General features: G+C 70.0%; 18 protein-coding genes. 11 read left to right on the top strand and 7 right to left on the bottom strand.

Annotation, left to right across the window (positions count from 1 at the left end; genetic code table 11):
- Positions 1-42 precede the first annotated feature (42 nt).
- The gene (locus tag N7E59_RS10370) at positions 43-867 is read right to left on the bottom strand and encodes a TspO/MBR family protein (RefSeq protein ID WP_261624864.1); all 825 of its coding nucleotides are present in this window, start codon (positions 865-867) and stop codon (positions 43-45) included.
- 86 nt (positions 868-953) lie between these two features.
- Here N7E59_RS10370 and N7E59_RS10365 point away from each other — a divergent pair, with 86 nt between their 5' ends.
- The 3 genes from N7E59_RS10365 to N7E59_RS10355 all read left to right on the top strand — a co-directional run bounded on the left by N7E59_RS10365 (position 954) and on the right by N7E59_RS10355 (position 4500).
- Positions 954-2180 carry a PQQ-dependent sugar dehydrogenase gene (locus N7E59_RS10365; protein WP_261624863.1) on the top strand — a complete coding sequence of 409 codons (1227 nt, stop codon included), beginning with the start codon at positions 954-956 and terminating at the stop codon, positions 2178-2180.
- Between the two features lie 129 nt (positions 2181-2309).
- Positions 2310-4253, top strand: a complete 1944-nt coding sequence (locus N7E59_RS10360) for an aconitate hydratase (RefSeq protein ID WP_261624862.1) — start codon at positions 2310-2312, stop codon at positions 4251-4253.
- A gap of 43 nt (positions 4254-4296) precedes the next feature.
- The gene (locus tag N7E59_RS10355; RefSeq protein ID WP_261624861.1) at positions 4297-4500 is read left to right on the top strand and encodes a hypothetical protein; all 204 of its coding nucleotides are present in this window, start codon (positions 4297-4299) and stop codon (positions 4498-4500) included.
- Between the two features lie 68 nt (positions 4501-4568).
- On the opposite strand, the gene N7E59_RS10350 is transcribed toward N7E59_RS10355, so the two are convergent.
- Complete coding sequence (locus N7E59_RS10350; RefSeq protein ID WP_261624860.1) at positions 4569-5192, bottom strand: HAD family hydrolase; 624 nt, start codon at positions 5190-5192, stop codon at positions 4569-4571.
- Positions 5193-5269: 77 nt separating this feature from the next.
- On the opposite strand from N7E59_RS10350, the gene N7E59_RS10345 reads away from it, so the two are divergent.
- The gene (locus N7E59_RS10345; RefSeq protein ID WP_261624859.1) at positions 5270-6628 is read left to right on the top strand and encodes a GntP family permease; all 1359 of its coding nucleotides are present in this window, start codon (positions 5270-5272) and stop codon (positions 6626-6628) included.
- 31 nt (positions 6629-6659) lie between these two features.
- Here the strand turns inward: N7E59_RS10345 and N7E59_RS10340 are convergent, their stop codons facing one another.
- From N7E59_RS10340 to N7E59_RS10330, 3 genes are read right to left on the bottom strand one after another with little or no spacing between them, the layout of a single operon-like run.
- Complete coding sequence (locus N7E59_RS10340) at positions 6660-7811, bottom strand: aromatic ring-hydroxylating oxygenase subunit alpha (protein WP_261624858.1); 1152 nt, start codon at positions 7809-7811, stop codon at positions 6660-6662.
- Between the two features lie 10 nt (positions 7812-7821).
- Positions 7822-9084, bottom strand: coding sequence for an NAD(P)/FAD-dependent oxidoreductase (locus N7E59_RS10335; protein WP_261624857.1), 1263 nt, complete (start codon positions 9082-9084; stop codon positions 7822-7824).
- Positions 9081-9434: a bifunctional 3-phenylpropionate/cinnamic acid dioxygenase ferredoxin subunit gene (locus N7E59_RS10330; protein WP_261624856.1), complete on the bottom strand. Its 354-nt coding sequence runs from the start codon at positions 9432-9434 to the stop codon at positions 9081-9083. The genes N7E59_RS10335 and N7E59_RS10330 overlap by 4 nt, the downstream gene beginning before the upstream one ends.
- A 131-nt stretch (positions 9435-9565) precedes the next feature.
- On the opposite strand from N7E59_RS10330, the gene N7E59_RS10325 reads away from it, so the two are divergent.
- Positions 9566-10345 (top strand): IclR family transcriptional regulator, encoded by a 780-nt coding sequence (locus tag N7E59_RS10325; RefSeq protein ID WP_261624855.1) that lies wholly within the window; start codon positions 9566-9568, stop codon positions 10343-10345.
- Positions 10346-10439: 94 nt separating this feature from the next.
- The gene (locus N7E59_RS10320) at positions 10440-12959 is read left to right on the top strand and encodes a GcvT family protein (RefSeq protein ID WP_261624854.1); all 2520 of its coding nucleotides are present in this window, start codon (positions 10440-10442) and stop codon (positions 12957-12959) included.
- Positions 12960-12991: 32 nt separating this feature from the next.
- Here N7E59_RS10320 and N7E59_RS10315 read toward each other — a convergent pair whose 3' ends face one another.
- A complete protein-coding gene (locus tag N7E59_RS10315; RefSeq protein ID WP_315943020.1) occupies positions 12992-13654 on the bottom strand; it encodes a GntR family transcriptional regulator in 663 nt (220 codons plus the stop codon).
- Positions 13655-13773: 119 nt separating this feature from the next.
- Between N7E59_RS10315 and N7E59_RS10310 the strand changes: the two genes are divergently transcribed.
- From N7E59_RS10310 to purU, 5 genes are read left to right on the top strand one after another with little or no spacing between them, the layout of a single operon-like run.
- Complete coding sequence (locus N7E59_RS10310; RefSeq protein WP_261624853.1) at positions 13774-14991, top strand: sarcosine oxidase subunit beta family protein; 1218 nt, start codon at positions 13774-13776, stop codon at positions 14989-14991.
- Between the two features lie 27 nt (positions 14992-15018).
- Positions 15019-15279 (top strand): sarcosine oxidase subunit delta, encoded by a 261-nt coding sequence (locus N7E59_RS10305; RefSeq protein ID WP_261624852.1) that lies wholly within the window; start codon positions 15019-15021, stop codon positions 15277-15279.
- Entirely contained in the window at positions 15276-18230 is a 2955-nt protein-coding gene (locus N7E59_RS10300) for a 2Fe-2S iron-sulfur cluster-binding protein (RefSeq protein ID WP_261624851.1), read from the top strand. The genes N7E59_RS10305 and N7E59_RS10300 overlap by 4 nt, the downstream gene beginning before the upstream one ends.
- Positions 18220-18876 carry a sarcosine oxidase subunit gamma gene (locus tag N7E59_RS10295; protein ID WP_261624850.1) on the top strand — a complete coding sequence of 219 codons (657 nt, stop codon included), beginning with the start codon at positions 18220-18222 and terminating at the stop codon, positions 18874-18876. Before N7E59_RS10300 ends, N7E59_RS10295 begins: the two co-directional genes overlap by 11 nt.
- Positions 18873-19754 (top strand): formyltetrahydrofolate deformylase, encoded by an 882-nt coding sequence (purU, locus tag N7E59_RS10290; RefSeq protein WP_261624849.1) that lies wholly within the window; start codon positions 18873-18875, stop codon positions 19752-19754. Before N7E59_RS10295 ends, purU begins: the two co-directional genes overlap by 4 nt.
- Before the next feature lie 16 nt (positions 19755-19770).
- Here purU and N7E59_RS10285 read toward each other — a convergent pair whose 3' ends face one another.
- Positions 19771-20541 carry a M50 family metallopeptidase gene (locus N7E59_RS10285; RefSeq protein WP_261624848.1) on the bottom strand — a complete coding sequence of 257 codons (771 nt, stop codon included), beginning with the start codon at positions 20539-20541 and terminating at the stop codon, positions 19771-19773.
- Between the last annotated feature and the right edge of the window lie 107 nt (positions 20542-20648).

Below are 20648 nucleotides of genomic sequence, written 5' to 3'. Positions count from 1 at the left end.
CTACGCGCTCGGGGCGCCGACTGCTGAGAGGATCGCCGCAGGTCAGCGACTCATGGCACGTCGACCGAGCGCTGCTCGACGGACGGACGGGACCACCAGCGCGGTGCCCGCCGCCGCTGCCGCGGCGATGACCAGGATGAGATCCTCGAAGCGTCCCTCCAGTCGTCCGACGGCGATCCAGGCCGTCCCCCAGGCGATCGCCAGGATCGGGGCCAGCCGGCGCCCTGTCAGTTCGCTCAGCGCCAGGGCCAGGAGCACCACGACGATGAGCACCCCGATCGCCGTGGCCACGACCCATGTCTCAGGGCCCATCGCGCGCTCCGGGTCGAGCAGCGAGCCGCCCAGCGCGGAGGCGTTGGCGACCACTGCGACACACACCCAGCCGAGGTAGAGGCCGAACACGCCGTCCAGGAGCACCGTCTCCACGCGTCCCTCCGCCGTGGTGCGGGCCAGCAGCAGATGGAGGCGGATCAGGACCGTCAGCAGGACCACGATCACCGCGAGGCTGAGTGCGAGCTGGTCAGCCTGCACCACTCCGATCCACGCGGCGTTGAGCAGCGCCGAGCCGACCACCCACGGATCCGCCCGGCGGGCCCGCGCAGGGGACCGTCCCCGCGAGGCGAGCCGCCACACCGCATAGCCCAGCATGCCCAGATAGATGACGCTCCAGATGCGGAAGGCGCCCGACGCCGGTGCGAGCGGGGTGGAGTCGGAGTCGAGCCATCCCCCGGCGGCCTCGGTGATCGAGTCCCCGCCGAAGGCTCCTGCGCCCCATGCGGCCAGACCGATCGCGGTCAGGACCGCGATCAGCACGCCCCAGCGTCGGAGCGGCCCGTCGACGGGGGCATCCCTGATGAGTGTGTCCATGTTCGTCGTCCCTGGAGATGTCATACCCCCATCGTCGCAGGTCAGACTCGGACGCGTATCGGGAGCACGGTCGGTACAGTGACAGCATGCCGGATCCGCACCCCAGCATCGGTCGAGACGACCGCCGAACCGTGCGCCGCCTCCTCACCGTCGGCGCACTCACCATGCTGCTCCCGGCCTGCGGCATCGGCGGAGCAGACGACGGAGCGGACGACGCGGACGGACGCGGACCCTCGCCGGAGACCGGTTCGGCCGAGGACGCACCGTTCGAGATCACGGAGCACGGGACCTACGACTCCCCCTGGGCCCTCGAGTTCCTCCCGGACTCGGGCCGGATGCTCGTGACCACCCGGACCGGGGAGATGCTGCTGCGCGAACCCGACGGATCCGAGGAGGTGCACGTCTCCGGGGTGCCCGACGACATCGTCGTCGACGGTCAGGGCGGCCTCGGCGATGTGATCGTCGGTCCGGACTTCGAGGACGACGGAGTGGTCTATCTGAGCTGGGTGACGGCCGGGGGCGGCGGGACCGGCGCCGTGGTCGGGAGAGCCTCGCTCTCCCAAGAGGACGACTCGGCACGTCTGGACGACCTCGAGGTCATCTGGGAGCAGCGGCCGAAGACCGACGGCAGCGGGCACTTCGCCCACCGGATGACCATCAGCCCCGACGGCGAGCACCTCTTCGTCACCTCCGGCGACCGTCAGGAGCTGGACCCCGCCCAGGATCTGGACAGCGGTCTCGGCAAGACCATGCGGCTGACGCCGGACGGGGACCCGGCGCCGGGCAATCCCTTCGCCGACCACGAGGACGTCTCCGCAGACGTCGCCGAGGAGATCTGGAGCTACGGCCACCGGAACGCGCTCGGCATCGCGTTCGCCCCCGACGGCCGGCTGTGGTCCTCGGAGATGGGGCCCGCAGGAGGTGATGAGCTCAACCTCCTGGAAGAAGGCGGCAACTACGGGTGGCCCGAGGCCTCCGACGGCTCCCACTACGGGGGCGAGGAGATCCCGGACCACACCGACGACGACGGCTTCGTCGCCCCGCAGGTCTCATGGACCCCCAGCATCTCGCCGGGCAGCCTCATGATCTATCAGGGCGACGCCTTCGACGGATGGTCCGGGGACGCCTTCCTGGGGGCACTCTCCGGGAAGGCGCTGGTCCGCGTCGAGCTCGACGGCACCGAGGCCGTGGAGCAGCAGATCTGGGACATGGGCGCGAGGATCCGCGATGTCGCCGAGGCGCCGGACGGCAGCATCTGGCTCATCGAGGACGGCGACCAGGCCCGCCTCCTGCAGCTCACTCCCCCGGGGTGAGCACCTCACCGCGGCCGCACCCCAGCATCGCCCCAGGTCAGCGGCCCGTGATCCTTGCCACAAACGGTCATGCTCGGGCAGGGTGGAGGGGGATCCACAGTCGAACGACGAGGGCGAGGAGGGCCTGGTATGGGCCGGAACGTCGCACAGAAGCTCATCGGAGATCACCTCGTCTCCGGCGAGATGACCCGAGGCCGCGAGATCGCGCTGAGCATCGACCAGACCCTGACCCAGGACGCCACAGGGACGATGGTCATGCTGGAGCTCGAAGCCATGGGGCTGGATCGGGTGCGCACGGAGACCTCGGTCCAGTACGTGGACCACAACCTGCTGCAGACCGATGAGAAGAACGCAGAGGACCATGCGTTCCTGCAGTCGGCCGCCCAGCGCTACGGGATCTGGTTCTCCCGGGCCGGCAACGGCGTCTCACACCCCGTGCATCAGGGACACTTCGGGCGGCCCGGACTGACGATGGTCGGAGCAGACTCCCACACGTGTGCGGCCGGAGCCCTGGGCATGCTCGCGGTGGGCGTCGGCGGCCTCGAAGTCGCGATGGCCATGGCCGGCGAACCGCTCTACATCTCGATGCCGGAGATCTGGGGCGTGGAGCTCACCGGTGAGCTGCCGCCGTGGGTCTCCGCCAAGGACGTGATCCTGGAGCTGCTGCGACGCCACGGAGTCTCGGGCGGTTCGGGCCGGATCATCGAATACTACGGCGACGGGCTGGTCGGTCTGACAGCGATGGACCGCCACGTCATCGCCAACATGGGTGCCGAGCTCGGTGCCACCACCTCGGTGTTCCCCGCCGACGACGCCGTACGGACGTACTTGGCGGAACGGGACCGCGCCGAGGACTTCACCGAGCTCCTCGCCGATGAGGACGCCGCGTACGACGTGCACGAACACATCGAACTCTCCCAGCTCGAACCTCTGATCGCCGCACCCTCCTCCCCCGGCAACGTTCGACCCGTGCGCGAGGCCGCAGGCGAGGAGGTGTTCCAGGTCGTCGTGGGATCCTCCGCGAACCCGGGGCTGCGCGACTTCGCCGTCGTCGCCGAGGCTGTTGCCGGGCGACGCGTGCATGAGCGCGTCTCCCTGGACGTCAATCCCACCTCTCGGGAGATGTATGCGGATCTGGCCCGCGAGGGGTGGCTGTTCGACATGATCGCCGCGGGCGCCAGAGTGCACCAGTCCGGGTGCCTGGGCTGCATCGGCATGGGTCAGGCACCGGCGGTGGGACGCAACAGTCTGCGCACCATGCCGCGGAACTTCCCCGGCCGATCCGGCACCGATGAGGACGCCGTGTGGCTGTGCTCCCCCGAGACCGCTGCGGCCGCCGCCCTGACGGGCGAGATCACCGATCCGCGCGACCTGGAGATGGCGCACCCCGAGGTGCAGATGCCCGGGACGTTCACCATCAGCCCGGACCTGCTCACCCCTCCCCTGCCCGCGGAGGAGGCTCGCCGCGTGGAGCTGGTGAAGGGCTCGAACATCCGCTCCCTTCCGACCTTCGACCCGATTCCGGACGAGATGGACCTGCCGATCCTTCTGAAGGTCGGTGACGACGTCTCCACCGACGAGATCATGCCGGCCGGCTCGCGTGTGCTGCCGTACCGCAGCAACATCCCGGCGATCTCGGAGTTCGTGTTCGTCCAGGTCGACGACACCTACTCCTCCCGGGCCGTGGAGACCGACGGCGGCCACGCCGTAGTGGGCGGGACCAACTACGGGCAGGGGTCCTCCCGCGAGCACGCCGTCGTCGCGCCCCGATACCTGGGACTCCGCGTGGTCGTGGCGAAGTCGATCGCCCGCATCCATTGGCAGAATCTGGCCAACTTCGGGGTGCTGGCGCTGGAGTTCGACGACGAGGCCGACTACGACGCCCTCACCCAGGACGACGTGCTGTCGCTGCGGGGACTGCACGAGTCCCTCCGTGCCTCGGACGAGGTCTCCGCACAGATCGGCGATCGCGAGGTCCAGCTGAGGCACCGGCTGTCGGAGCGGCAGGTGGAGATGGTGCTCGCCGGCGGGCGCATCGCCCAGTACGCACAGTCGACGGCCGCGGCGGGATGACGCCCGGCCGACATCCGAACGACCGATATCGAGGAGATGCTGCATGACACCCTGCGCCACGTGCGGAAACGAGTACGAGAAGGCATTCACCGTCACCCAGGCCGGTGAGACCCTGACCTTCGACAGCTTCCAGTGCGCGATCCACCGCATGGCTCCGACCTGCGCCGCCTGCGGCTGCCGGGTCATCGGTCACGGCGTGGACCGCGGCGAGAAGACCTACTGCTGCCCCCACTGCGCGGGCGAGTAGGTCGCAGTCGAGCGGGCGGGGCGGGCTGAGACTGAGACGCCGGGAGGTCTGAGGCCTCGAGCGCAGCCTCAGCGCAGCAGACCGAGCTCCCGCAGGTCGGCCGCCAGCTGCTCGGCATCACGGAATCGGATCCCGGTGAACCCCGATGCGGAGGCGGACCGAACGTTGGCCTCCGTATCGTCGATGAACACGGACTCCTGCGGCGTCGCGCCGGTGATCTCGGTCAGGCGCCGGAAGATCTCCGCATCGGGTTTGATCAGGCCTTCGCGCCCCGAGACCACGATCTGCTCCAACTCATCCGTCGCAGGGGCGGCAGCACGCATGAGGGGGTACGTCTCGGCCGACGCGTTGGTCAGCCCCAGGAGTCTGACCCCTGACTCCCGCAGACGCGCGACGATCGACGCCGTACCGGGCACCGGACCCGTGAGCGAGTCCGCGAACCCGTCGAAGTAGTCGCGCAGGAGCCTGCCGTGCGCCGGGTCGCGCCGCGTCGCCTCATCGACGAGGTCGTGTATCCGCTCCCCCGCGTCCGCCCGCACGTTCAGCGCTGCGAATCCGGCCGCGTCGGCCGCTTCGCGCCATTCGGCGCGGGTCAGGTGATCCGCGAAGGGCAGGTACGGGTCCCATCCGACTAGGACGTTCCCGAGGTCGAAGACCACCGTCGTCAGCGCGGAGTTCGTGCGTCCGATCATGAGGAGACCTTATCGTTGTCGGACGGTGAGTCTGATCACTCCACCGACTCACCCGCACCGACTCCTGGAGGGGACCCGTGGTCGATCTGCTCATCCTTGTGGCCCTGGTGGCCGGAATCGTCCTGGTCACCGCCCGGTGGAAGGTCAATCCCTTCCTGGCGCTGCTGGGCGCCGCGCTGCTGGCGGCGCTGCTGTACCGCATCCCCCTGACCGACAGCGTCGACGTCGTGACCGAGGCCTTCGGCAGCACGCTCGGCAACATCGGGCTGGTGATCGTCCTCGGCACGATGATCGGGGTGATCCTCGAACGGTCCGGGGCGGCCATCGCCATGGCTGACGCCCTGATCAGGCTGATCGGGTCGCGATTCCCGAACCTCACCATGTCGGTGATCGGATACCTCGTCTCGATCCCGGTCTTCTGCGACTCGGGATACGTCATCCTGAATTCGCTGCGCAAGGCGGTCACAGCCCGGGCAGGGATCTCGGCTGTGGCGACGTCGGTCGCACTGATGACCGGTCTGTTCGCCACCCACAATCTGGTGCCTCCCACCCCAGGTCCGCTGGCGGCGGCCGGGGAACTCGGTGTGACGGACCAGCTCGGCCTCGTGGTCGGGCTGGGCCTCGTCGTCTCCGCGGCTGCGGCCGGTTCTGCCCTGCTCCTCGCCGCGCGACTCTCCCACAAGGACTTCGAGCGGCTCCCCGCCGGCAAGGACGACGACATCGAGGATCTCGACTACGACGAGCTCCGCGCCTCCTACGGACGCCTGCCCAACGCGGGGGCGGCGTTCGCACCCATCGGCGTGCCCCTGCTGCTGATCTGTGTGGGGTCCTTCGTCCAGCTGCCCGGAATCGACGGCGGGCCGGAGCTGCTCATCGATGCGCTGGTGTTCCTCGGCACACCGGTCATCGCCCTGATCATCGGGCTGCTCATCGCCGTCACCCAGCTCTCAGGAACCGGTAAGCTCCAGACCTTCAACGAACAGATGGCGGAGGCGATCCGCGTCTCAGCGCCCATCCTCCTGATCACCGGAGCCGGTGCCTCCTTCGGGGCGGTCCTCAACGAGGCACCTCTGACGGACTTCCTGGCCGAGACGCTCAGCGACCTCGGCATCGGCATCGCAGTGCCGTTCCTCGTGGCCGCGGCGCTGAAGACCGCTCAGGGATCCTCGACGGTCGCCATCATCACCGGCTCCGCCCTGGTGGCGCCCCTGACGGACGCCCTCGGCCTGGGAAGCTCCACCGGGGCCGTGCTGGCCGTCCTCGCCGTGGGTGCCGGGGCGATGATGGTGTCCCACGCCAACGACTCGTTCTTCTGGGTCGTGTCCCAGCTGAGCCGCATCCCGGTCGGCACGGCCTACCGCACGATCACCGTGGCCTCTGCCGTCCAGGGGGTCACGGCGTTCGCCGCCGTCTGGATCCTGAGTCTGCTGCTGTGACGAGTCAGATCTGGGAGACGACGACCTTCGATCACCGGAGTGTTCGCCGCCACCACTCATGGAACTCACCGATGTGGTGCTCGCTGGGCACCAGCGCCCCACCGCCCTTATACGCCTTCGAGCTCATCGACGGCTGTGTGAGCTCGCAGGCCTCGAAGTCCTGGAGGTTGACCCGGTGGAACAGCTCCACCGACCGCGCCACGTCGAGCTCCCCGGACTCGACACGGTCGACGACCTCGGCGGCGAAGAGCCAGTCACACTCGACGACGGTGCGCTCCGGTGAGATCGGAGTCATCCGATGGACGATCACATGGTCCGGGACGGTGTTGATGAAGACCTGAGGCTTCACCGTGATGGCGTAGTACCTGCGTTCCTGATCGGGTGCGATCGAGGGCAGCTCCGAGAGCCCCGACTCCGAGCCGTCGACGGTGAACCCCGCGACGTCCTGTCCGAACCCCGATCCATGGACCGCCCCGCCGGCGCGCTGTGAGGCCAGACCGTCGGCGAACTCAGGGATGACCTCGGTCAGTTCCGGGTGGATGGTTGCGCAGTGGTAGCACTCCATGAAGTTCTCGATGATGAGCTTCCAGTTCGCCCCCACGTCGTAGGTCTTCGACTCCGCGACCCGCAGCCGATCGATGCCGTAGTTGTCGATCGACTCGACCTCACCGAACCGCGTGCGCACCTCCCCGAGCACCTCCTGGTCGAAGTTCGGCGGCTCATCGGCCAGGCTGACCCACACATAGCCGAGCCACTCCCGGACGTGGACCGGCCGCAGCCCGTAGTCCTCCCGGTCCACATCGGGCATGGAGGTCAGGTTCGGCGCCGCCGCGAGGTCTCCCTCCAGGGTGTACGTCCAGGCGTGGTAGCCGCACTGCAGCTTCCTGCTCACGCCCTCATATCCGGTGCACACCCTCATGCCGCGGTGCGCGCACACGTTGTAGTAGGCGCGGATGCCCGCGCTGCGGCTTCGGACGACGATGATCTCCTCCCTGCCGACCTGCACGGTCCTCCAATGGCCCGGGCTCGGCAGGGCGTCGGCTCGCAGCACGCAGTTCCACATGGTCTCGAAGATCGAGGCCTGTTCGGCGCGGAAGACCTCCGGGTCCGTGTAGGCGTCACCGGTGAGGGTGGGATGAAGCGAGGCACCGGGGAGGGGTCGGTCCAGGGGGTCGATGATCATGGGACCCTCCTCAGGCAGAGACGGGGGTGGGGCCGGGCGCCTCCGCCGAGGCGGGACGGATCCGGCTGCCGCGGCGCCAACGGGTGACGTCGCGGAGTCGGTTGATCCCCAGGATTCCGACGTTCACTCCGTCCCGGGAGTAGTGCACCAGCAGGTCTCCACCGTCCGAGGTGCCGTCGACGACCGTGACATCATCGGCCAGGTGGATCCGACCGACGCCCTGGATCCTGAGGTCGAACTGATCCGACCAGAAGTACGGCTCCTGGAGCGGGACGGGGTCGGATCCGGTCAGTGCGGCGGCGACGACGGCCGCCTCCTCGAAGGCCTCCTGCCAGTGACCGACCGGTCGCAGCCCGCTGGAGTGGGAGGCCCACTGCGCGCAGTCGCCTGCGGCGTACACCCCGGGCACCGATGTCGCCCCGGTGTCGTCGCACAGCACCGCACCGCTCTGTGTGCAGAGACGGACGAACGAGTCCAGAAGCCACTCGGTACGAGGCTCGGCGCCGATCGCGCAGATGACGATGTCGGCCGGGAGCACTCCCCCGTCGCCGAGCAGCACCTCGTAGTGGGGACCTCCGTCTGAGGGCGGACGTCGACGAAGCCCCTGCGCCCTGGCCCCGGGGGCGAAGCGTATGCCCCGGGCCTCGTGGGCCGAACGGATGGCCCGAGCCACCGGCGACCCGAGGCGTCGGGCGCCGGGGTCCTCCTCACCTGCGGCCACAGTGACGGATCCTGCGCCGCGGGCGACACAGGTGGCCGCGGACTCGAGTGCGAGGAATCCGCCGCCCACCACGACGACGTCGGCCCCGTGCAGCGGGGTGTCCCGCAGTGCGAGCGCATCCTCCATGTTCCGCAGCACGTAGGGCCGAGCCGGGGCGCAGCCGCCCCGGTCCTCGGAGGAGTCGAGGGAGGGGAGACTCAGCGCGGATGCTCCCGTGGTGATGACGACGGCGTCGGCGGTGTGGAACGCGCCGTCGTCGGTGTGCACCCCCAGAGGCTCGGCCCGGAGGCCGACCACTCCGACTCCGCTGACCCAGGTGACGTCGAGCGGGTCCTCCGGATCGTCGAGGAGCAGGTCCTCCTCGGCCGCCGCACCGGTGAGATAGGCCTTGGACAGGGCAGGACGGTCGTAGGCCGCCCGATGCTCTTCGCCGATGATCGTGATGGGACCGGTGTGACCGTGCGCGCGGACCCCGCGTGCGGTGTGATACCCCGCCAGCCCGGCCCCGACGATGAGCAGGTGGCCTTCGGGGGCGAGCGTCGGGACCGTCATACGGTCCCCATCCCCGGAGGGAGGTTCGGAGCCTCCTGCGAGAGTTCTACGAGCACGTCGTCGCCGTGGAGAGTCACGTGATGCACCCGCACCGGCCGCTTCGCCGGCGGTTGGTCCACCGCACCGCTGAGCAGTGAGAAGGTGCTCTCATGCAGCGGACACTCCACTCGGCAGTCCTCCACCCAGCCGGCGGCCAGGGAGGCGTCCTGGTGGGTGCAGGTGTCGTCCACCGCGTGCACCGATCCCTCCTCCGTGAGGAAGACGGCGATGGGAGGACTGACCGAGTCGATGCGGAGGCCCTCCCCCGCGGTGAGGTCTTGGACGGAACATGCCCTGAACGCCACTTGCATTCACCACCGACGATTCGTAGTGTTGTGTATAGCGCAACAGCTCGTCTTATGCGCAACACCAGGTGCGACCGAGTATGCCACCCGTGACGCGCATCACGTCAAGGGACACACCGCAGGAAAGGGACGAACCCATGCCCCCCAAGACCGGAAGCGCCGGCGGAGTCCAATCGGTGGAGCGCGCCGTGACGATCCTGGAGCTGCTCAGCGAGACGCCCTCCGCGAGCATCAGCGAGATCTCACGGCGCCTGGGAGTCCATCGCTCCACCGCATTCCGCCTGCTGGGCACCCTGGAGGCACATGACCTGGTCGAGCAGGAGGCCGCCCGAGGGTCCTACCGGCTGAGCTTCGGCGTCCTGCGCCTGGCGAGCTCGGTCTCCGGGCGGATCGACCTCAGCCGCGACGCCCAGTCCAGCTGCACCGCATTGGCCCGGCGCCTCAACGAGACCGTCAACGTCGCCATCCTCGCCGAGGGCGGAGCGGTGACGATCACTCAGGCACAGGGTGAGCAGATGGTGGGGCTGACCAGGCAGTACGTCGGACAGCGCGGGCCCCTGCACGCCACATCCACGGGCAAGGTCCTGCTGGCCCACTCCGACGAGGGGGCGCTCGACGAGGTGGTCGCCCGCGGCCTCGAGAACTTCACCGGCATGACCATGACGGATCCCGAGCTCCTGCGCGCCGAACTGGAGGCCGTCCGCGCCCGCGGCTGGTCCTCCGCGGTCGCCGAATGGGAGCAGGGCATCAATGCCCTGGCCGTCCCGGTGCACGGTCCGCAGGGCGAGGTCGTCGCCGCTCTGTCGGCCACGGCGCCGTCCTTCCGACTCCCCGAATCGCACTTCGCCGAGACGGCCGAACTGCTGACGGCCGAAGCTTCGCAGCTGGCGGCCCGACTCGGCTACTTCTCCGCCTGACGGCCCGCCACCCTTGTGTCGGTGATCACACATTCTCTAGAGTGAGTGCATCTTCTACACGCCGTTGCGCCAGCCGCAACGCTAGGGAGGGCAGATGTCGCAGAGTGGTCTCCCCGAAGGTTCCCGCGTGGTGATCATCGGCCTCGGTGTCGTCGGAGCCGCACTGGCCGACGAGCTGGTGCTCCGGGGACGGACGGACGTGACCGTCGTGGAGCAGGGCCCCCTGTACGCCACCGGCGGCTCCAGCTCCCATGCGCCCGGCTTCGTCTTCCAGATCTCGCCGCATCGAGCCATGACCGAACTGGCTCGGCGCACACTGGACAAGCTCGACGGGGCCGCCGTCGACGACGGGTGGGTCATGAAGCGCGTCGGAGGCATCGAGATCGCGACGACGCCGGAACGCCTGCGGGAGCTGCACCGTCGGCTCGGCCTCGCCAGATCATGGGGCGTGCCGGCCGAACTGCTGTCGGCCGAACAGGTGGGCCGCCTGTGGCCCGGCCTGGACACGGACCTGGTCCTAGGAGGCCTCCACACCCCCAACGACGCCGTGGTCAAGGGAGTCCGCGCCGTCGAATTCCAGGCCCGCCGCGCCGAGGCCGGCGGGGCGACGATCCTGCCCGACACCCGTGCCGTCGCGATCCGTCGCGACCACGGACGTGTGACGGGAGTCGACGTCGTCCCCGTGGGCGTCGGCGACGTCGACCCTCAGACCCTGGACGCCGACGTGGTGGTGAGCTGCACCGGCCTCTGGGGTCCGGGGGCGGCTCGGGAGATGCTCGACCTGGACATCGCGATGGTGCCGGTCGAGCACGGATTCGGATTCAGCCTCCCCGCCCCGGCGGTGACCGACCTCGACGAGGGCACGGAGGTCGGACGACCGATGCTCCGCCACCAGGACTTCGCGATGTACCTGCGCGAGTGGGGGGACCGGATCTGCATCGGCGCCTACGAGCACCGGCCCCTGCCGGTGGCGCCGGAGGAGATCGCCTCACCCGAGGAGGCCCGCCGAACCGGCGTCCAACCGTCGATCCACCCGTTCACCCGCGAGGACTATCAGCCGACGTGGGACGAGACCCGACGGCTGCTGCCGGCGCTGCGGTCGGTCGATCTGGATGAGGACGCCAGCTTCAACGGGATCTTCTCGTTCACCCCCGACGGGGGACCGCTGCTGGGGCCCGTGCCCGGCACAGAGGGCCTCTGGATGGCTCAGGCGGTCTGGGTCACCCAGTCCGCCGGCGTCGGGCAGGTCATGGCCGACTGGATCGTCCACGGTGATCCCGGGATCGACACCCACGGCCTGGACCTCAGTCGGTTCGACCCTGCGGTGGTGACACGACGATGGGCGCGCGAGCAGGGCGAAGAGTCCTACGACGAGGTCTATGACATCGTCCATCCGAAGGCCACCACCCTGCGTATGCGCGGCCTGCGGACCTCGCCGTTCCACGAACGGCAGCAGGCCCTCGGCGCGGTCTTCGAATCGTCCGGCGGGTGGGAGCGGCCGCTCTGGTACGGCGCGGACACCGACGGGTCCGACGGTGCGCCGGCACCCGAGCGCGATCCGTGGACCGCCCGCCATTGGGATCCCGCGGTCGCGGCGGAGGTCCGCGGGCTGCGGGCATCCGTTGGTCTGGTCGATATGACGCCCCTCCCCCGTCTGGAGGTCTCCGGGGCCGGTGCCTCGGAGTTCTTCGCCGCGCTGAGCGACGAGGGCGCGCTCAGCAGACCCGTCGGCACATCGGTGGGGAGCATCGTCTACGCGCTGATGCTCGGACCCCGCGGCGGGATCCTCTCCGACGTGACGATCGCACGGACCGGTGACCAGGAGTTCCATCTCGGCGTCAACGGGCATCAGGATGCGGCGTGGCTGAGCCGGAAGATGCGGGCCCACGGGGCCGACCTCCGCATCACCGACGTCTCGACCGGCTCCTGCGGGGTGGGCCTGTGGGGTCCGCAGGCGCGGGAGGTGCTGTCGCGCCTGGTCGACGAGGACGTCTCGCGTGAGGCGTTCGGCTTCTATCGCTGCCGCCGGCTGCAGATCGCCGGGGTGCCGGTGCTCTCCCTGCGGCTGAGCTACGTCGGCGAGCTCGGGTGGGAGATCTACGCACCCGCGGAGTTCGGGCGGTTCCTGTGGGACGAGATCATGGCCGCGGGCCGGGACCTCGGCATCGTTCCCGTGGGTCGCCGGGCATTCGAGAGCATGCGGCTCGAGAAGGGATTCCGACTCTGGGGATCCGACATGACGCCGGAGCACACTCCGGCGGAGGCCGGCCTGGACTTCGCGGTCCGCGGGGCCGCGGCCGATCGGCTCGCCGCCCTCGGTGCGGACCTGCCCACGCGCCGACTGGCGTGCCTGACCCTCGACGACCCCACCCACGTGCTGATGGGCCACGAGCCGGTGTTCGACCCCGCCCGCGGCTCCGACGGGCCGGTCGGCTATGTGACCAGCGCCGATCAGGGCCACACGGTCGGACAGTCGATCGCCTACGCCTGGGTGCCCTCGGAGCTCGCCGCCGAGGGGACGCCCCTGCTGACGGAGCACTTCGGTGACCGCTGGCGCGCGCATGTGGTCGCCGACCGGCTCTTCGACCCCTCAGGCTCCCGGATGCGGAGCTGATCCACGCCCCGCACGATCTGCCCGAGAGCGTGTCACACGACTTCGCGCACCACCCGGTCGAAGTGGTCCACGTGGGCCCCGGCCAGCCGTTCCGCCCGAGCCTCCTCGCCGTCGAGCACCGCCCGGATCAGCGCCACATGCTCCAGCACGTGCTCCTGCATGGGTGGGATGCGGTCGAGCATCGCACACCACATACGCGTGACCAGGCTGTCCAGACGCACCAGGGTCTCTTCGAGGTAGAGGTTCTCCGACGCGCTGCTCAGGAGACGGTGGATGCGCAGGTCCCCTTCGAGCAGCTCCCTGGCCCCACCGGTCCCCCGACCGGCCTCCAGGCGCCCGGTCTCCCGGGCGAGCTCCTCGGCGACGCCTCCTCCCCGCTGCCGGGCGGCCTTGCGCGCCGCCAGCGGCACCAGCGCCTGACGCATCTCGGAGATGCCGGAGAGCTCGGCGACGTCGACGCTTGAGGCGAAGGTCCCCCGCCGGGCGAAGGTCACCACCAGGTGGTCAGCCTCGAGTCGCTTCAGGGCCTCGCGCAGCGGAGTGCGCCCGACGCCGAGCTCCGCCGACAGGGCGCTCTCCGCGATCGGTGCGCCCGGAGTGAGGTCCAGGAACACGAGTCGTCGCCGCAGCGCATGGTAGGCCCTGTCCGCCATCGACTCGGCCCCGACGGAGGGCTCCACGGACATCGTCATCATCTCCTCCTCCTGAACCACCTCGCACCGGCAACCTTGTCAGCTCGAGAACGGCTGTCCTAGACTCTAGCCTACAACTGATATATCAGTTGACAATCACGGACCGTCGATGGAGGCGCCCGATGGCAGAGATGCTTCCCCCGCACCCCGACTTCCTCTGGCGGAACCCGGAGCCCAAGTCCAGCTACGACGTCGTCATCGTCGGCGGCGGGGGCCACGGACTCGCCACGGCGTACTATCTGGCCTCCCGCTACGGGATCACCGACGTCGCCGTCCTGGAGAAGGGGTGGCTGGCCGGTGGGAACATGGCAAGGAACACGGCGATCATCCGCTCCAACTACCTCTGGGACGAGTCGGCCGCGATCTACGAGAAGTCGCTGAAGCTCTGGGAGGAGCTGCCGGCGGAGCTCGACTACGACTTCCTGTTCTCCCAGCGCGGCGTCTTGAACCTCGCCCACACCCTTCAGGACGTGCGCGACTCCCGACGCCGAGTCGGCGCGAACCACCTCAACGGGGTGGACGCCGAATTCCTGGAGCCGCTGCAGGTCAGGGAGATCTGTCCGATCATCAGCATCGACGACATGATCCGCTACCCCGTGATGGGCGCCACCTATCAGCCCCGGGCCGGCATCGCCAAGCACGACCATGTCGCCTGGGCCCTGGCCCGGCGCTGCGACGAGATGGGCGTCGACATCATCCAGAACTGCGAGGTCACCGGCTTCGACAAGGACGGCGATCGGGTGGTCGGCGTGGAGACCGCCCGCGGTCGCATCAGCACAGAGACGGTGGGGCTCGCCGTGGCCGGGCGCTCCTCGCAGGCCGCCGCACTGGCAGGCGTGCGGCTCCCGATCCAGTCGCATCCGCTGCAGGCTCTGGTCTCAGAGCTCTTCGAACCGGTGCATCCCACCGTAGTCATGTCCAATCACGTCCACGTCTATGTCTCACAGGCTCATAAGGGAGAGTTGGTCATGGGGGCGGGCGTGGACTCCTACAACGGATTCGGCCAGCGCGGAGGATTCCACGTCATCGAGGACCAGATGGCGGCCGCCGTCGAGCTCTTCCCGATCTTCGCCCGGGCGCACCTCATCCGGACATGGGGCGGCATCGTGGACACCACGCCGGACGCGTCCCCGATCATCTCCCCCACCGAGGTGGACGGCCTCTATGTGAACTGCGGCTGGGGCACCGGCGGATTCAAGGGGACTCCGGCGTCGGGGCTGACCTTCGCCCACACCATCGCCACCGGAGCACCCCACCCGCTGAACGCCCCGTTCGTCCTGGAACGGTTCGAGACCGGGCACCTGATCGACGAGCACGGCGCCGCCGCCGTCGCCCACTGACCTCCCCACACCGGTTAGGAGACCCCGATGCTGCTGATCACCTGTCCGCACTGCGGACCGCGTGACGAGGTGGAGTTCCACTACGGAGGACAGGCGCACGTGGCCTACCCCGAGGACCCTCAGGCGCTCGACGACGCCGCCTGGGCCCACTTCCTCTTCTACCGCGACAACCCGGCGGGAGCCTTCGCCGAGCGCTGGCAGCACTCCGCAGGCTGTCGCAAGTGGTTCGACGTCGTCCGCGACACCGTCACCTATGAGTTCCTGACTCCGGAGGGAGGGTCGCGATGACCAGCCGTCGACTCGGCATCGACCGGTCTCCCGGCTACGGCGTGGACCGGGACGCGGAGCACAGCTTCACCCTCGACGGCGAGGCCCACACCGGCCTGTCCGGAGACACCGTCGCCAGCGCGATGGTCGCCGCCGGCGAGCTCCCCTGCGGGCCCTCCCTGTACCTGGGCAGGGCCCGCGGGATCATGGGCGCCGGCGTCGAGGAGCCGAATGCGCTGCTGCACGTCGAGCCGCGGTCACCGGGCCACGCCGCGGAGTCCATGCTCCCGGCCACCACCGTCGAACTCGTCGACGGTCTGCGGGCCTCGTGGCTGCAGGGGCTGGGCCGGCTCGACGAGACCCCGGACGGCGCCCTCTACGACCACACACGCGTCCACACCGACGTCCTCGTCGTCGGCGCCGGCCCGGCAGGCATCGCCGCGGCCTCCCAGGCGGCCGCCTCGGGCGCCCGCACCATGCTGCTGGACGAGCAGCCGGCACCGGGCGGCTCGCTGCTGAGCTCCCGCGGTGAACGGATCGAGTCCACCGACGCCGTCGCCTGGGCGCGTCGGACCGTCGACGACGCCCGCACGGCCGCAGAATTCACCTACCTGCCGCGGACCACCGCCGTCGGCAGCTATGACGCGAACTACGTCGTCGCCGTCGAGAACAGGACCGACCACCTGCCGGCGTCCGAGCGGCCGGGCGTCTCGCGTCAGCGGGTGTGGCACATCCGGGCGGCCGAGGTGATCCTGGCCGCCGGTGCCCACGAGCGTCCGCTCATGTTCGCCGACGACGACCGGCCCGGGATCATGCTGGCCGAGGCCGTGAGGACCTACCTGAACCGGTACGCCGCCCTCGCCGGCGAGCAGATCGTGGTCGCCACCACCAACGACTCCGTCTACAGCTTGCTCGAGGACCTCGCCGAGGCCGGAGCCCCTCCGGTGGCCGTGGTCGACTCCCGGCCGGAGGCGACTCCGCGTGCCGCCGCCGTGCTGGAGGCCACCGGTGTCCGCGGGATCTTCGACGCCGTCGTGACCGGAAGCGACGGCGACGGCGACGCCGGACGTCTCACCGCGGTCACCGTGCATCGCCTCGACCGGGACGACGTGCCGGTCGGCTCCGTCGAGACGCTCTCCGCCGATCTCCTGGCCGTCTCCGGAGGACACTCCCCCGTGGTGCATCTGCACAGTCAGCGTCAGGGCGGCATCGCCTGGGACGACGTACTCGCCGCGTTCGTCCCCTCCGCACCGGTGGCGCGCCAGCAGACCGTCGGCGCGATGGCCGGCACGTGGTCGCTGAGTCGGGCGCTGCGCACCGGAGCTGAGGCCGGTCGGCGAGCCGCCGAGGCCTGCGGCTTCAGGGCCGAAGGGGCTGACTCTCCGAGCGATTCCCCGCAGACCCGAGACCCGCTGGCCGACGGGCCCCGGGCCGATCTGGACTACGGTCCGGTACGAGCCCTGTGGCTGATCGGCGCACCGGACGCTCAGGACCCCGCCGAGTGGTCGACCCACTTCGTGGATATGCAGCGGGACCAGACGGTGGCCGACGCGCTGCGTGCCGTCGGAGCCGGAATGCGTTCGGTGGAGCACGTCAAGCGGTACACCTCGATCTCCACGGCCAACGACCAGGGCCGCACCAGCGCAGTCAACACGGTCGGGCTGCTGGCCACGGTCCTCGGCGCGGGGCACCCCGGGCAGGTCGGCACCACCACCTACCGCGCCCCCTACACACCGGTGCCCTTCGCCGCACTGGCAGGACGGAGGCGCGGAGAGCTCTTCGAACCGGCGCGGATCACGAACATCCACTCCTGGCACGCCGACCACGGAGCCGTCTTCGAGGACGTGGGCCAGTGGAAGCGGCCGCGGTACTACCCGCGCACCGGAGAGGACATGGAGACCGCAGTGCTGCGCGAATGCGCGGCCGCCCGAGGGTCGGTGGGCTTCCAGGACGTCTCCACCCTGGGGAAGATCGAGATCCGAGGGACCGACACCGGTCGGCTCCTCGACCGCATCTACACCGGCGTCTTCTCGAAGCTGCGGGTCGGCAGGGGACGCTACGGCCTGATGTGCACGCCGGACGGCATGATCTTCGACGACGGAGTGACCCTGCGCATCGCCGACGACCGGTATCTGATGACCACCACCACAGGCGGCGCGGCCACGGTCCTGGACTGGCTCGAGGAGTGGCACCAGACCGAATGGCCGGAGCTCGACGTCGCCTTCACCTCCGTGACCGAACAGTGGAGCACCGTCGCCGTCGTCGGGCCGAAGTCCCGCGAAGTCATCTCACGCATCGCTCCGGAGCTGGACGTGTCGAACGAGGCGTTCGGCTTCATGGCGTTCCGTGAGACCACGCTGCGCAACGGGGTCCCCGCACGGATCTGTCGCGTGTCGTTCTCCGGCGAACTGGCCTTCGAGGTCAACGTCGCGAACTTCTGCGGCCTGGCGACGTGGGAGCTGATCGCGGAGGCCGGCGCACCCTTCGACATCACCCCCTACGGCACCGAGGCCATGCATGTGCTGCGGGCCGAGAAGGGGCTGATCATCGTCGGGCAGGACACCGACGGGACGGTCACCCCGCAGGACGCGGGCATGGGATGGGCGGTGTCGACGACCGAGGACTTCATCGGACGCCGATCCCACTCCCGCCCCGACACCGCGAGGCAGGACCGCAAACATCTGGTCGGCGTGCTGCCCGCCGACGGCCGGACCCTGCTGCCGGAGGGAGCCCAGCTGGTGGGAGCACAGACTCCGATCACCCCGGAGGAGGGCCCCGTGCCGATGCTCGGACACGTCACCTCCTCCTACCGCTCCGCGGCGCTGGGGAGGCCCTTCGGCCTGGCCATGGTGTGGGACGGGCGGAACCGCATCGGCGAGGTCGTGCGCAGTCCGGTCGACGGTAGGCTCGTCGACGTGGAGCTCACCTCCCCTGTCCACTTCGACCCGGAAGGAACCCGTCGTGACGGCTGACCAGACGACCGCCGACCAGGCATCCGCCCCGCCTGCCGACCTGCGCCGCTCCCCCGCCGCCCACCTGACCGAGCAGATGCGCGCCGGAGACGTCGACGGTCCCAGGGGGGTCAGACTCCGAGAGATCCCCTTCGCCGTGCAGCTGGGGATCCGCGCGGAGCCGGGAGCGCCCTCGGGCCGCGCGGCGGCCGAGGCCTGGGGCGTGGGCCTTCCGGCGGGGCCGAGGGCCGGAGAGACCGTCACCGGGGATCCGGAGGGCCGCCACGTCATCTGGATCTCCCCGGACGAGTTCCTCGCCGTGGAGCCCTCCGGCCTGGCAGGCCTGATCGACGTGCGCGGCATCGAGGGCGCGCTCGACGGGATGCCCGGCCAGATCGTGGACCTCTCCGGGAATCGGACGATCCTGGAGCTCACTGGACCCAGCGCCCGCTCCGTGCTCGAGAAGGGCTGCCACGTGGACCTGCACCCGCGGGCCTTCCCCGCGGGGGCCGCAGCCTCTACGCTGCTGGGGCCCGTGCAGGCGATCGTCCACCGCACCCGGGAGGACGTCTTCCGCATCCTCCCGCGCGCCTCGTTCGCCGACTACACGGTCCGATGGCTGCTGGACGGGATGGCGGAGTTCGCCGGTGAGGAGCTGATCCGATGAGCGCGGCGGAGATGATCCTCACCTTCCACAGCCCGGAGCGGCCGGGACTCGTCCACGCGGTGACCGGCGTGCTCGCCGCCCAGGGAGGCGACGTGGTCGAGCTGAAGCAGTTCGACGACCCGCACACCGAGCACTTCTTCCTGCGCGTCCACGTCCGGCTCTCCCCCGACGACGGCGCCGAGACCCCCGACGTCGCGGCTCGGGAGCAGGTGATCCGCGATGGGCTCACCGAACTCGCGACGGAGGTCGGGGCGACGTGGGATCTGCGACCGCACGGCCAGCGCCGCCGTCTGCTGGTCATGGCCTCGAAGTCGGACCACTGCCTGAACGACCTGCTGTACCGGTGCAGGATCGGCGATCTGCCCGCCGAGATCGCAGCCGTGGTGTCGAACCATCCCGACCACCGCGAGCTGGTCGAGTGGCACGGCATCCCGTACTTCTGCGTGCCCGTCACCCCGGACACGAAGCCGCAGGCGGAGGCCCAGCTGCTGGAGCTCGTCGCCCGCTTCGAGGTGGACCTGGTGGTGCTCGCCCGCTACATGCAGATCCTCTCCGACGACCTCTCCCGTGAGCTCTCCGGCCGAGCGATCAACATCCACCATTCGTTCCTCCCGTCGTTCAAGGGGGCGAAGCCGTACCATCAGGCCTTCGAACGCGGGGTGAAGACCGTCGGAGCCACCGCCCACTACGTCAACGACGAACTCGACGAGGGCCCGATCATCTCCCAGCGGGTGATGGACGTCGACCACACCTACGGGCCGGAGGACCTCGTCGCCGTGGGTCGGGACTCCGAATGCCGGGCGCTCTCGGAGGCGGTGCGGTGGCACTGTGAGGGGCGCGTGTTCCTCAACGGGGTCAAGACGGTGGTGCTCCGGTAGGCCTGCTGATGCTCCGTCAGGTCAGAGTCCACAGCGCCGCGGCCGAGACCACCCCGACGACGAGGAGGAGCAGCACCAGCCAGACGGCCGTCGGCAGCGGCAGGGAGCTTGCGCGGGCGGCCAGGGCGGCGTCCGTGGTCCGCGCCTGCTCCGCCGCTCGGTGGCCTCGGTGGCCTCGGTGGCCTCGGTGGGACCGTCGCCCCGTCAGGGCACGCACATGGACGCCGGCGAGCCCCAGCACGGCCCGGACCGCGGCGACCGCGTAGACCACGGCGAGCACCGCGACGGTGTAGACGACGACCTCGTCCGTGGCGTACCACCAGATCAGCCCGGTGGCGACGAGCGAGACCGCGCAGGACAGGACTCCGACCACGTTGCGGCTGAGCATCAGGGCGATCACCAGCAGCGCCTGGTAGAGCGTGAGCCCCGCCCCCGCATGGCCGGTCCCGACCGAGGCGGCGAGTCCCCACGCCAGCAGAGCCGGTGCCGGATAGCCCGCGAGAGCGGTGAGGAGCATCCCCGGGCCGCGGGGGCGACCGCGGCTGAGGGTCACACCAGAGGTGTCGCTGTGGACGCGGATCCCGCTGACCCGTCGGCCGGTGAGCCAGGCGGCCAGCACATGTCCCATCTCGTGGACGATCGTGCCCGTCTGGGAGAAGAGCCTCGCCAGCACCGGGACGAAGGAGGCCGCCATGGCCGCCGCGGCGAGGATCAGCACCACCTGCGGGTCGGCGACGGCGTCGCTGGTCCACCGCCGTGCGACGGCGTCGAACACCTCACCGATCATCTGCGCCCTCCTCAGGCATGGTCCTCGATCGATGGTGCGGCACCGAGGTGCCTGAGAACAACTCTCCGTCGCACCAGTGGGGCCCCCCCCCGGGGGGGGGGGGGGGG

The organism is Nesterenkonia marinintestina (assembly GCF_025420485.1).
Classification (GTDB): Bacteria; Actinomycetota; Actinomycetes; order Actinomycetales; family Micrococcaceae; genus Nesterenkonia; species Nesterenkonia marinintestina.
Note: the sequence above shows the minus strand (reverse complement) of the source record. Positions and strands in the feature narration are given on the sequence as shown.